The organism is Parabacteroides distasonis, assembly GCF_004793765.1.
GTDB lineage: Bacteria > Bacteroidota > Bacteroidia > Bacteroidales > Tannerellaceae > Parabacteroides > Parabacteroides distasonis_A.
Genome location: NZ_SRYM01000079.1, coordinates 1 through 12,116, shown reverse-complemented (window position 1 = coordinate 12,116; position 12,116 = coordinate 1). Strand labels below are relative to the sequence as shown.

At 45.3% G+C, this 12,116-nt stretch carries 10 protein-coding genes, 3 tRNA genes and 1 pseudogene; 11 read left to right on the top strand and 3 right to left on the bottom strand.

The window, feature by feature from the left end:
* From E5342_RS17910 to E5342_RS17900, 3 genes and pseudogenes are all read left to right on the top strand, one after another.
* Nucleotides 1-550 (top strand): annotated as a pseudogene (locus E5342_RS17910) (aconitate hydratase); the annotation flags it as partial.
* Between the two features lie 24 nt (nt 551-574).
* Nucleotides 575-1,852: an NADP-dependent isocitrate dehydrogenase gene (gene icd, locus E5342_RS17905; protein WP_135959987.1), complete on the top strand. Its 1,278-nt coding sequence runs from the start codon at nt 575-577 to the stop codon at nt 1,850-1,852.
* Nucleotides 1,853-1,857: 5 nt separating this feature from the next.
* Nucleotides 1,858-3,201, top strand: a complete 1,344-nt coding sequence (locus E5342_RS17900) for a citrate/2-methylcitrate synthase (RefSeq protein WP_008772165.1) — start codon at nt 1,858-1,860, stop codon at nt 3,199-3,201.
* A gap of 113 nt (nt 3,202-3,314) precedes the next feature.
* Here E5342_RS17900 and E5342_RS17895 read toward each other — a convergent pair whose 3' ends face one another.
* Complete coding sequence (locus E5342_RS17895; protein ID WP_005856980.1) at nt 3,315-3,590, bottom strand: putative quinol monooxygenase; 276 nt, start codon at nt 3,588-3,590, stop codon at nt 3,315-3,317.
* A gap of 101 nt (nt 3,591-3,691) precedes the next feature.
* Here E5342_RS17895 and E5342_RS17890 point away from each other — a divergent pair, with 101 nt between their 5' ends.
* Nucleotides 3,692-4,072 carry a GtrA family protein gene (locus tag E5342_RS17890; RefSeq protein ID WP_135959986.1) on the top strand — a complete coding sequence of 127 codons (381 nt, stop codon included), beginning with the start codon at nt 3,692-3,694 and terminating at the stop codon, nt 4,070-4,072.
* A gap of 141 nt (nt 4,073-4,213) precedes the next feature.
* On the opposite strand, the gene E5342_RS17885 is transcribed toward E5342_RS17890, so the two are convergent.
* Together E5342_RS17885 and E5342_RS17880 are read right to left on the bottom strand one after the other, a co-directional pair.
* Nucleotides 4,214-5,872, bottom strand: a complete 1,659-nt coding sequence (locus tag E5342_RS17885; RefSeq protein WP_135959985.1) for an amino acid permease — start codon at nt 5,870-5,872, stop codon at nt 4,214-4,216.
* 52 nt (nt 5,873-5,924) lie between these two features.
* A complete protein-coding gene (locus E5342_RS17880) occupies nt 5,925-6,656 on the bottom strand; it encodes an SDR family NAD(P)-dependent oxidoreductase (RefSeq protein WP_121736007.1) in 732 nt (243 codons plus the stop codon).
* 183 nt (nt 6,657-6,839) lie between these two features.
* On the opposite strand from E5342_RS17880, the gene E5342_RS17875 reads away from it, so the two are divergent.
* The 7 genes from E5342_RS17875 (at nt 6,840) to E5342_RS17845 (ending at nt 11,874) form a co-directional block, all read left to right on the top strand.
* Nucleotides 6,840-8,195 carry a dipeptidase gene (locus tag E5342_RS17875; RefSeq protein ID WP_121736006.1) on the top strand — a complete coding sequence of 452 codons (1,356 nt, stop codon included), beginning with the start codon at nt 6,840-6,842 and terminating at the stop codon, nt 8,193-8,195.
* Between the two features lie 11 nt (nt 8,196-8,206).
* Nucleotides 8,207-9,463, top strand: coding sequence for an amidohydrolase (locus tag E5342_RS17870; protein WP_121736005.1), 1,257 nt, complete (start codon nt 8,207-8,209; stop codon nt 9,461-9,463).
* Between the two features lie 11 nt (nt 9,464-9,474).
* Nucleotides 9,475-10,299, top strand: a complete 825-nt coding sequence (locus tag E5342_RS17865; protein WP_121736004.1) for a purine nucleoside phosphorylase I, inosine and guanosine-specific — start codon at nt 9,475-9,477, stop codon at nt 10,297-10,299.
* Between the two features lie 82 nt (nt 10,300-10,381).
* Nucleotides 10,382-10,454: transfer RNA gene (locus tag E5342_RS17860), tRNA-Gly, on the top strand.
* A gap of 16 nt (nt 10,455-10,470) precedes the next feature.
* Nucleotides 10,471-10,554: transfer RNA gene (locus tag E5342_RS17855), tRNA-Leu, on the top strand.
* A gap of 12 nt (nt 10,555-10,566) precedes the next feature.
* A tRNA-Leu gene (locus tag E5342_RS17850) sits at nt 10,567-10,650 on the top strand.
* A gap of 90 nt (nt 10,651-10,740) precedes the next feature.
* The gene (locus tag E5342_RS17845; RefSeq protein ID WP_135959984.1) at nt 10,741-11,874 is read left to right on the top strand and encodes a tyrosine-type recombinase/integrase; all 1,134 of its coding nucleotides are present in this window, start codon (nt 10,741-10,743) and stop codon (nt 11,872-11,874) included.
* Nucleotides 11,875-12,116: the final 242 nt, after the last annotated feature.

The window sequence follows — 12,116 nt, the reverse complement described above, 5'->3', positions numbered from 1 at the left end:
AACTAAATTTCAACAATTTCAAAGTACTCTTTCCGATTTTAATGGGACATCAATGATATCGGATAATATGTTGATGGGAGCCGTAAACGCTTTCAACGGGAAGACAAACTCTGTATTGAATCAACTGAACAATGAATATGAAGCAGTTTCTGCCGTAGCGAAACAATACAAGGCAAATAGTATTTCCTCGATCGTCGTAGCGGAAGAAAACTACGGTGAAGGCTCTTCCCGGGAACATGCAGCCATGGAGCCCCGCTTCCTAAATGTAAAAGTGATCCTAGCCAAGAGTTTCGCCCGTATCCACGAGACAAACTTGAAGAAACAAGGAATGTTAGCACTGACTTTCGCCAATAAGGAGGATTACAGCAAGATCCGCGAAAATGACCATATCTCGATCATCGGATTGAAAGATTTTCAGCCGGGCAAACCGTTGACGGCCGTTCTTCTTCATGCGGATGGTACGCAAGAATCATTCCCGGTTAACCATACGTATAATGATTTACAAATTAAATGGTTCAAGGCGGGTTCCGCTTTAAATACAGCTCACTAAGACAAACAAAAAAATCTTGATATCATGAGTAAGATAACAAAGAAAGGTAATCATATTTTCGTTCCGGATCACGTGACGATCCCTTATATTGAAGGAGATGGCGTAGGGCATGAGATCACTCCCGTTAGCCAAAAGATAGTAAACGCTGCCATCAAGCAAGCTTACAACGGAACCCGTTCCATTGAATGGAAAGAGGTCTTAGCCGGTGAAAAGGCGTTTAAGCAAACCGGAAGTTGGCTTCCCGATGAGACTATGGAAGCATTCCGTGAATACATCGTCGGTATTAAGGGACCGTTGACAACTCCGATTGGTGGAGGTATCCGTTCATTAAATGTGGCCCTCCGTCAGACGTTGGATTTATATGTTTGTCTCCGTCCGGTACGTTGGTTTAAAGGAGTCGTATCTCTGGTAAAGGAGCCGCAAAAAGTGAATATGTATATCTTCCGTGAGAATACGGAAGATATCTATGCCGGAATCGAATGGCAACAAGGGACTCCGGAGGCACAAAAGTTATTGAAGTTCCTCACCGAGGAAATGGGAGTGAAGAAAATACGTTTCCCGGAAACTTCCTCTTTCGGCATCAAGCCGGTTTCTGTGGAAGGTACAGAGCGTCTGGTGCGTGCCGCTATCGAATACGCAATATTGCATCAGTTACCGAGCGTGACTTTGGTACACAAAGGTAACATCATGAAATTCACGGAAGGTGGTTTCAAACTATGGGGATACGCTTTAGCGGAACGGGAGTTTGCGGATCTCACTTTCACATGGCCTCAATATGAGAAGATCAAGAAAGAGCAAGGCGAGGAAGCGGCCAATACCGCCTTAGTGGAAGCTTCAAAGGCCGGTAAAATCATTATCAAGGATGTCATAGCCGATGCTTTCTTGCAAAACACTCTATTAATTCCGGAAGAATATTCCGTGATCGCTACCTTGAACCTGAACGGCGATTATATCTCCGATCAATTAGCGGCGATGGTAGGTGGCATTGGCATTGCTCCCGGCGCTAATATCAACTATAACAGTGGTCATGCGATCTTCGAGGCAACACATGGAACCGCTCCGAATATCGCGGGAAAGAATCTCGTAAACCCCTCTTCCTTATTATTATCATCCGTGATGATGCTGGAATATATGGGATGGAGTGATGCGGCTAACCTGATTACATCTGCTATGGAGCAAGCTTTCTCCGCTGGAGAGGCCACTCATGACTTGGCTCGTTTTATGCCGAACGGCAAATCTCTCGGCACCAAAGAATTTGGTGATCGTATCATCTCTATTATCGAAACAATTAAATTAGTATAGTCATGTTGAAGAAAGAATATTTAATTTACAAATTGTCCGAGGCTGCCAGAGAGGCTTGCAAGATCGACAACGAACTTTTCCCGATGTATAATGTGAAACGTGGCCTTCGTAACGAGGATGGTAGCGGCGTGTTAGTAGGATTGACCCAAGTCGGTAATGTAGTAGGATACGAACGCTTGCCAGAGGGCGGTCTTAAAGCGATCCCCGGTAAGTTATTCTATAGAGGTTACGACGTAGAGGATTTAGCGCGTGATTTCATCAAGGAAAAACGGTTCGGTTTTGAGGAAGTGGCTTATTTATTACTTTCTGGTAAACTCCCCGATAAAGAGGAATTATCAGCCTTTAAAGAACTGTTGAACGATAATATGCCCTTGGAGCAAAAGACCAAGATGAATATTCTGGATCTGGAAGGACAGAACATCATGAATATATTGGCTCGTAGCGTATTGGAGATGTATACCTTCGACGCAAACCCGGACGACACCTCCCGAGATAACTTAATGCGCCAATCTATTGAATTGATCTCTAAGTTCCCGACGATTATCGCTTATGCCTACAATATTTATCGTCATAGCACACAGGGGCGTTCTTTACACATCCGTCATCCGCACGAGAACTTATCGATCGCAGAAAATTTCCTTCACATGCTGAAACGTGATTTCACGGATCTGGACGCACGTACGTTGGATTTGCTCTTGGTATTGCAAGCAGAACATGGTGGTGGTAATAACTCTACGTTCACGGTACGCGTCACTAGTTCTACGGGAACGGATACGTACTCATCTATCGCAGCTGGTATCGGCTCATTGAAAGGCCCGTTGCACGGAGGTGCCAATATTCAGGTAGTAGATATGTTCCATCATTTAAAAGAGAATATCGCGGATTGGAAGAACGTGGACGAGATCGATACTTATTTCATGCGAATGCTTAACAAAGAGGCTTATAACAAGACAGGCTTGATCTATGGTATCGGCCATGCGGTCTATACGATTTCCGATCCCCGTGCGGTTGTATTAAAGGAACTGGCTCGTGATCTGGCAAAAGAGAAAGGTCGCTCTGAGGAATTCGCCTTCCTTGAGTTATTAGAGGAAAGAGCGATCGAATGTTTCGCCAAGCATAAAGGAACTAAGAAACGGGTTTCCTCGAACGTGGACTTCTATTCCGGATTCGTTTATGAGATGATCGGTTTGCCACAGGAAATCTATACGCCTTTATTCGCCATGGCCCGAATCGTGGGTTGGACCGCTCACCGTATCGAGGAGTTGAACTTTGACGGAAAACGCATCATCCGTCCGGCTTACAAGAACGTTTTGGACGATAGGGAATATATCTCAATCAACGAGCGATAACACTAAAAAAATCATAGTTATGTTTTCTTTCATTCATAGTTATAAGTTGAAGGATTCATAACTATGATTTTTTAGCATGCTCAAGCTTATAATAATAAGCCTACATAAAACCCTTAAAATGTAAATTTCTCAAGTTTCATCGCGCCTAATCCTTGCAATTTAGGAACCAACGTTACGAAATGCTCAGCTTTTTCGTGAGCTGATAAGGATTCAGCGTCTTTCCACGTCTCACAAATCATCAATACATCACTACGAGTAGAGCTCTCGAAAATATCATAAGCTATACAGCCATTGTCTTTCAAAGACTTTTCAACCAATTCTTTCGCTGTCTCCAATGCGGCTGGACGATTCTCCTCACTTACTTGAATAAATACATTTAGTCTAATCATACTCATAATTGTTTTAAGAATGTTACATACTTGATCAAAAGTACAGCGCAAATATAGAAATAAACCCGTATATTTGTCATTCGAAACGTATAATTAACAGCATGAAGGAATCTGTTCGTATTCTTCGTTTCGCCATTGTAGGTTCTTCTAACGCTTTGATCACCGCATTGGTAATCTGGATATTAATGGATATTCTGGATTGTAATTACTTGTGGTCGAACATGGCTGGATATGTGGCCGCCTTGGTGAATAACTTCTTTTGTAGTAAATACTGGGTATTTTCTTCCGGGAAAGGTAATTTCTGGAAGGAGATTCCTTTATTCCTAATCGCTTTTGGCTGCGCTTACGTTACTCAATTCATGTTCTTGCTTTTAATGGTGGAGGTGATCGATCTAAATGAATATCTGGGGCAGTTCCTTGGACTTTTCGTTTATGGAGCCGTTAATTTTATGATGAATAAGAAGCTCACGTTTAAGAGCTAGAATCCATAAATCGTATCAAGGGAAGTATAGTACGCCAGTAGTGGTGAAGGTGACGCGACGACTCGCATAAACCTCCACCACTACTGGTGTTAATCATCAGGACTAGTCGCGTGAGCTAACGAGACTAATCGTGCTGAATCGCTAACGGGTAAGGCTCGTAAACTGCTTCCCGAGTCTGTAAAGATAGAAAGCTAGATGCGTGAAAGCGAATGCGAATGAGATAATCAATAAGACTTTGCTCTCGCCCCATCCCACGGTTTGCTGGTGCCAAAGTCCCGTAATCACGCAAAGCACGGATAGGATGATACCGATCATGTCCAATATGGTCTGTCCCGAGCGATGTTTTTGCATATGTTCCAGTTTGCTGTGTTTGATGCCATAGCAGACATATATATCCAGACCTATTAACATCCACAATACCAAACGAATCCAGGTATCAGCCGGGAGAAAAAGCATCATCACCAGACAAGTTATGATACCGGCGATAGGCACGAACGGAACCAACGGGGTCTTGAAAGACCGGGGAGCGTCCGGCATTGTCTTACGGACAATCAATACCCCGGCGCAAACTAGCGTGAAGGCGAACAAAGTCCCGATACTGCACATCTCACCCGCTACGCTCGCCGGGACGAAAGCGGCCAATGTGCCGACCAATAGCATAAACAGAAAATTACTTCGTGCCGGCGTGCGGAATTTCTCATGGATATGGGAAAAGAGGGGAGGAAGCAATCCATCCCGGCTCATACTCAAGAATACACGGCTCTGTCCTAATAACGTTACCATGATAACCGAGCAATATCCCAGTAAAATAGCTACTACAATCGCACGGTTCATCCAAGGGTAATCCGGACGGATCACACCGGAAGCGTCCATTTGCCCCATATGATCGATAGCGATCGCCACGGGAGCGATCCCATTTTGGCCGGCAAAAGCGGAGTAATGTACGACTCCGGTCATCACGTGGGCGAACAACATATATAATAGGGTACAAACCACCAATGACATCAAGATCCCGATCGGCATATCCCGTTTCGGGTTTTTGGTTTCCTGCGCCGCCGTACTTACAGCGTCGAAACCAAGGAAAGCAAAGAATACGATAGCCGCCCCGCGTAGGATACCGGAGAAACCGAATTCGCCTAGAGTCCCTGTATTAGCGGGGATATAAGGCGTATAATTCTCCATACGGATATATTTCCATCCCAAGACTACGAACACCAAGACTACGGAGACTTTCAAGAATACGATGATCCCATTGAAGATAGAACTGCCTTCCGTTCCTCGTATCAACAAAATACTCATTAACACCACGATCACGAAAGCCGGGATATTCACGATACCGCCATCCCAAGGGCAAGCTGTCAAGGCTTGCGGTAAATGTACTCCGAATCCTTCCAGAAAAACGACCAAATACCGGCTCCAACTTATGCTAACGGTCGTAGCGGCCACGCAGTACTCAAGCACCAAATCCCAACCGATAATCCAAGCGACCAACTCACCCATCGTGGCATACGAGTAGGTATATGCGCTACCTGCCACCGGGATCATGGATGCGAACTCGGCGTAACATAACCCGGCGAAACAACAGCCCAAGGCGGCGATAGCGAAAGATAAAGTAATGGCAGGCCCCGTATACCCGGCGGCCACCGCACCCGTAATGGAGAACAGTCCGGCGCCGATAATAACACCGACGCCTAGGGCGATCAAACTCCACGGGCCAAGGATACGCTTCAACGATTTACTGCCCGAATCATTTGCCTCGGCCATCAAATCCGTTAAAGGCTTCTTAATAAATAAACCCATCTGTATAGATTAAAAATTAGTAATTGGGCGCAAAGGTAGGAATTTTTCTTTTCTAATTTCGTATCGGTAGCCGTTCCCAAAGCCATTCAGGGATCAGTCGCCAGAAAAAGACAAGGATAGCGTATTTCCAATCGATGATCGCCCTTCTCTTTTTCCGGTCTATAGCGTTGGCGATACGCAGGGCGGCATATTGGGGAGACATCAGCATAGGATAATTCCTGCCGTCTTTCAATAAATCCGTACGGACAAATCCCGGACGGATATCCGTAAATGTAATAGGCTGTTTCTCCATACGGGAAAGTTGGGCTAAAGCGTCTATATAAATATTTTGGTATCGTTTGGTAGCCGAGTAGGAGGGAGCGGCACCTAATCCTTTGGTTCCGGCAATAGAGCTGATTACGGATATATGCCCGCCACCTCGACTGGAAAAATAACGATAGGCTGCTAGTACCATGCGTGTAAACCCCGTCACATTCGTCTGTATCGTAGCTTGTTCAATGGAAGTGTCCAAGTGTTTATTCTGGTTGCCGATCCCTGAACTGAGCAGGAAGATGTCCATTCCTCCCAAATCACGGATCAACTCTTCCAAACGATCGGCGGCATCCTCGGCGGTCACGTCCAACCGCTTTATCCGGATATGTTCCGGATCTTGCCTACGAAACTCTTCCAACCGATCCGCCCGACGGCCAGCCAATCCCAGTTGATATCCTCGTTTCCAATAGATCTTAGCGACCTCATAGCCAATACCGGAGGTAGCGCCGATAATGATAATTCGTTTGACCATAATACTTGATGCCATAAATTAACAATAAAGACAAATTAAATTCTCATGCCATGTCTACTGCAACCCGCCTTGCAGTGACGCGGGTTAAGTAACACACGGCTAAAATAGCATAAAATCCCTTGCAATCCCCATCTGTTTCGTTATATTTGCTACAATTTATAAACTTGATAAAATAAAAACGCTATGTCAGTAAAATCTTATATCGAATCCAATAAGGATCGCTTTCTTGACGAATTGTTCTCTTTAATCCGTATTCCGTCAATCAGTGCCAAGCATGAGAATAAACCGGACATGTTGGCATGTGCCCAACGTTGGACAGAGGTGCTACTGTCTTCCGGCGCAAATAAGGCCGAGGTAATGCCCACGAAAGGCAATCCTGTCGTATACGCCGAGAAAGTGGTATCTCCCAATGCTCCGACCGTATTGGTTTACGCTCATTATGATGTAATGCCCGCCGAACCTTTGGAATTGTGGAAGAGTGAACCTTTCGAGCCGGTGATCCGGGACGGACGCATTTGGGCCCGTGGAGCAGATGATGATAAAGGACAGGGCATGATTCAAGTAAAAGGTTTTGAGACAGCGATTAAAGAAGGCTTGTTACAGTGTAACGTGAAGTTCATTTTCGAAGGAGAGGAGGAGATAGGTTCTCCTAGCTTGGAAGATTTTTGCCGGAAACATAAAGAATTATTGAAAGCGGATGTAATCCTTGTTTCCGATACAAGCATGGTCAGCGCGGAGACACCGTCGCTCACGACAGGCCTACGTGGTTTGGCTTACTGGGAAATAGAAGTAACCGGACCGAACCGCGATTTGCATTCCGGTCATTTTGGCGGAGCCGTAGCGAATCCAATCAATGTACTTTGCAAATTGATGGCAGATATCACCGATGTGGATGGACGCATCACGATCCCAAGTTTCTATGACGACGTGGAGGATGTATCTCCCGCGGAACGGGAGATGATCGCCCAAATCCCATTCGACGAGGAAAAATATAAGAAAGCGATCGGGGTAGACGCTCTTTTCGGAGAGAAAGGCTATTCTACGCTAGAACGTAATAGTTGTCGGCCTTCTTTCGATATCTGTGGCATTTGGGGCGGATATACGGGGGAAGGAAGCAAAACTGTATTGCCTTCAAAGGCTTATGCCAAGGTTTCCACTCGTTTGGTTCCACATCAGGATCATGCCAAGATCTCCCAAATGTTTGAGGAGCATATAACTCGTGTGGCTCCGCCTTATGTTAAAGTGAAAGTTACGCCCAGCCATGGCGGGCAAGGATATGTTTGTCCGATCGACTTGCCGGCTTATCAAGCGGCGGAAAAGGCTGTCGGCATCGCATTCGGGAAGAAGCCGTTGGCGGTTCGTCGCGGAGGTAGCATTCCTATTATCTCTACATTCGAGCAGGTATTGGGTATCAAGACCGTACTGATGGGATTCGGCTTGGAGCAAAACGCGATCCATTCGCCCAACGAGAGTCAGGAGTTGGATATCTTCTTCAAGGGAATAGAGTCGGTAGCGGAATTCTACCGCTTATATAAATAAGAGGGAAGAAGATGAGTATATTAATAAAGAATGTCCTGTTTGACGATAAAACGATTGATATCTATATCGAAGGAAAAGAGATCAAGCAAATAGGAGCGGGGCTGTCTTTTCCTGCCGATAAGATACTGGATGGTAGCCGTAAAGCCGTCATTCCCGGTTTCGTGAACGCTCATACGCATGCTGCCATGACTTTGTTCCGCGGCTTCGGTGATGATATGCCGCTTATGCCGTGGCTTGAGCAAAAGATCTGGCCGAATGAGGCGAAAATGACCCGTGAGGATGTCTATTGGGGAGCGAGATTAGCGTGCTTGGAAATGATAAAGAGTGGCACGACCACTTTCTTCGACATGTATCAACGCCCTCGTGCCACGGCCGACGTGACGGAGGAGATGGGATTGCGAGGTATCATAGCCGGCGTTTGTTTCGACGGTTTTGATAAGGAAGAGGCGGAGAAATGCAAACGCCATAACGAGCGACTGATCCAAGACGTGGATAACTACAGCAAACGGGTTCGCTTCTCGATCGGGCCGCACGCCATCTATACCGTCTCCGGTGAGCTTCTGAAATGGGCGCATCAGTTCGCCATGGAACACCAAATCCCGATCCATCTGCATCTGGCAGAGACAGAGGGGGAAGTGAAAGACTCTCTCGATAGATTCGGACTCACTCCCGTACGTTATTTATATGAGTTAGGTGTGCTTTCTCCACGCTTGATCATCGCTCATGGAATTTACATCGATGATGACGAGCTTCGTATGTTGGCCGATCACGAGGTGAAAGTCGTACATAACCCGGCCTCAAACATGAAACTGGCTTCCGGTATTCATTTTAAGTTCAAGGAAATGCGCCAATTGGGTATTACCGTGGGATTGGGAACGGACGGTTGTTCCTCTTCCAATAACTTAGATATGATCGAGGCGATGAAGCTGGCTTCCCTATTAGGAAAAGCTTGGCGAAAGGATCCCGAAGCCTTGACCGCAAATGAGATGCTGCAAACCGCTACTGCGGAAGGAGCCGCTATGTTCGGTTTAAAAGCCGGGCAGATCAAGGAAGGGTATTTAGCCGATCTATGTTTGATAGATCTCAACACCCCCGCTTTTACTCCGAACTTCAATTTCGTCTCTAATCTGGTATACGCCGCCAACGGCAGTTGCGTGGATACCGTTATCTGTGATGGTAAAATATTGATGGAGAATAAGAAGGTACCGGGAGAGGACGAGATTATGGAGAAAGCGGCAGAGATAGCTTATAACTTAATGAAACGTTAATTTGATTAAATATGGAAATGATTAAAACCGAACAATATAGGGAAGCGACCGCCTATTTAGCTAGCCGGATCGAAGGTAACCCGGAGACTGCCATTATCCTTGGTAGTGGCTTAGGCTCTTTAGCCGATCAAATAACAGACCCTATAGTGATACCTTATGCGGAGATCCCACATTTCATGAGATCTACCGCTACCGGGCATAAGGGGAATTTTATTTGTGGCAAACTAGGGGATAAGCGAGTCTTGGCTATGCAAGGCCGTTTTCATTACTATGAGGGTTACACGATGCAACAGGTGACTTTTCCCATACGCGTAATGAAACTCTTAGGAATCAAGAACCTTTTGGTCTCAAACGCCGCCGGAGGTATCAATAATACGTTCAAGGTAGGCGATCTGATGATCATCCGGGATCATATCAATATGATGCCGAACCCATTGATCGGTCCGAACAATGAGGATTTCGGCACTCGTTTCCCGGATATGACCCGTGCTTATGATCGTGAATTTATCCGCTACGTGGAAGAAATAGCCGCCTACCGATCTGTCCCGTTAAAGAAAGGTGTATATGTAGGTTTGACAGGCCCTTCCTTCGAGACCCCTTCCGAGTATGCTTTCTATGGAAAAGTCGGGGGAGATGCGATCGGCATGAGTACGGTACCGGAAGTAATCGTGGCACGTCATGCGGGCTTGCGTGTATTCGGTATGTCTGTCATCACGAACGAAGGTTATCACTTCGCTGACGACTTTGTAAATGATGGTGCCGATGTTATCGTAGCGGCTAATAAAGCTGCAGCTGTTATGACACAACTATTTACGGAATTGGTCAAAAAAATCTAATAAAAAAGTAGCGCAAAGGCTTGGTGGTTTCAATGAAATCACTACCTTTGCACTCGCAATCGAGAACAAAACGGTTGCATATGCGGAAGTAGCTCAGTTGGTAGAGCATAACCTTGCCAAGGTTAGGGTCGCGGGTTCGAGTCCCGTCTTCCGCTCTTTCTCGTATTGATTGCCCAGGTGGCGGAATTGGTAGACGCGCTCGTTTCAGGTGCGAGTGGTTTTGCGATCGTGCAGGTTCGAGTCCTGTTCTGGGCACCCTTACAAAATGCGCAGGTGGTGGAATTGGTAGACACGCTACTTTGAGGGGGTAGTGCCGGTTACGGCGTGTGAGTTCAAGTCTCATCCTGCGTACGATACTTTTTAAAGTATTGATATTTAAATAGTTATTCATATAGAAATTCAAAAGTACACAGCTAAAGTACACAAAAAAAGGATTGCTATATGAATAATTTTACATTTAGTACACCGAGAATCTGCGACTGCGGAGGCGATTTAAGCAAGCAATGGTATATCTATTTCCGTGCTAAGGATGAGAGTACGGGAGACACCAAACAATTCCGCTATAAGCTAGGGATAAATAGGTTCAAGAAGAAACGTGAGCGGCAAGAGGCGGCTAAAGCTGCTTTGGCTACGGTTATATCCATGCTGGAGGATGAGGGTTGGAACCCTTTTGAGCAGAAATGCGAGACCGAGCGAAGGAATCTATTGGTCTCCTTGGAGGATATGCTAAATATAAAATCCTGCTCACTAAGGAAGAGAAGTGTCGAGATATACAGGAATGCCTTGAAATTTTTCGGTATATGGTGCAAGGATATGGGGTATGATACATTTGAACCTTCTGGATTTACGAAAATACATGCCCTAGAATATGTGGATTATCTCAAGATGAAGCGTAATTTCTCCGGGAAGACTTGCAATAATACGGTCAGCTACTTGAAAACGCTTTTCTTCATGTTGGTAGAGAGAGAGCAGATCGCCACAAACCCGTTCTGTGCCGTAAAGAAATCTAAGGAGGAAAAAGGCAAGAACGTCGCCTTTACCTCTCGTGAGGCAGAGCTGGTCATGGCATATATGCGTGCCCATGACATAAGGCTTTATTATGCCACTCAATTCGTTCGGTATGCTTTTATCCGGAGAACTGAGCTCATGTATCTCAAGGTAGGATGCGTGGATTTGCGGAACCATACGATTACCATACCATCCCACGTCTCTAAAACCGGTACCCAAGATTCCATTACCATACCAAAATCGCTTGAGAGTATTATAATGGAGATGGGCTTAGATAAGGCCAATCCTGATTTTTATATTTTTGGAAAAGATATGGAGACGTGTGCTAAAAGAATATCCCGGGTAGCTTATTTCTCTGATAGGCATAGGGATGTTATTTCTGCGTTAAACCTACGAAAAGAGTTGATTTTCTATGGATGGAAGCATACAGGCTGCGTTGAGCTGTATAATATAGTAAGGGATCCATATGTGGTATGCCGTCAATGTAGACATTCTGATATAAAAATGACTATGCGTTATCTTCGTAGTCTTGGCTTAGGTATTAATGAGGCAGTCCGAGAATGGTAGCAATTACGTAAAATTCGATAAAGTTCCCAAATAGACCAATAAAACACGCCCGTGTCAGAAAAAACACGGGCGTTATACTTTTAGTATGCGACAAATAGGACTATTACTTAAGTAGTACTTACCTTGCCAACGCAGTATATCTCCTATGCGACTTGCAGTATATATTAGATGACAAAGTAAGTAGTATTGACTATGCCTAAATTTACTTCACAGATTTTACTGTTATTTTCTAAGGTACTTCA

Excerpts from the sequence above, each read along its gene's own strand:
- icd (WP_135959987.1), top strand. The coding sequence starts at position 575 with ATGAGTAAGATAACAAAGAAAGGTAATCATATTTTCGTTCCGGATCAC.
- E5342_RS17895 (WP_005856980.1), bottom strand. The coding sequence starts at position 3,590 with ATGATTAGACTAAATGTATTTATTCAAGTAAGTGAGGAGAATCGTCCA.
- E5342_RS17890 (WP_135959986.1), top strand. The coding sequence starts at position 3,692 with ATGAAGGAATCTGTTCGTATTCTTCGTTTCGCCATTGTAGGTTCTTCT.
- E5342_RS17885 (WP_135959985.1), bottom strand. The coding sequence starts at position 5,872 with ATGGGTTTATTTATTAAGAAGCCTTTAACGGATTTGATGGCCGAGGCA.
- E5342_RS17880 (WP_121736007.1), bottom strand. The coding sequence starts at position 6,656 with ATGGTCAAACGAATTATCATTATCGGCGCTACCTCCGGTATTGGCTAT.
- E5342_RS17875 (WP_121736006.1), top strand. The coding sequence starts at position 6,840 with ATGTCAGTAAAATCTTATATCGAATCCAATAAGGATCGCTTTCTTGAC.
- E5342_RS17870 (WP_121736005.1), top strand. The coding sequence starts at position 8,207 with ATGAGTATATTAATAAAGAATGTCCTGTTTGACGATAAAACGATTGAT.
- E5342_RS17865 (WP_121736004.1), top strand. The coding sequence starts at position 9,475 with ATGGAAATGATTAAAACCGAACAATATAGGGAAGCGACCGCCTATTTA.
- E5342_RS17845 (WP_135959984.1), top strand. The coding sequence starts at position 10,741 with ATGAATAATTTTACATTTAGTACACCGAGAATCTGCGACTGCGGAGGC.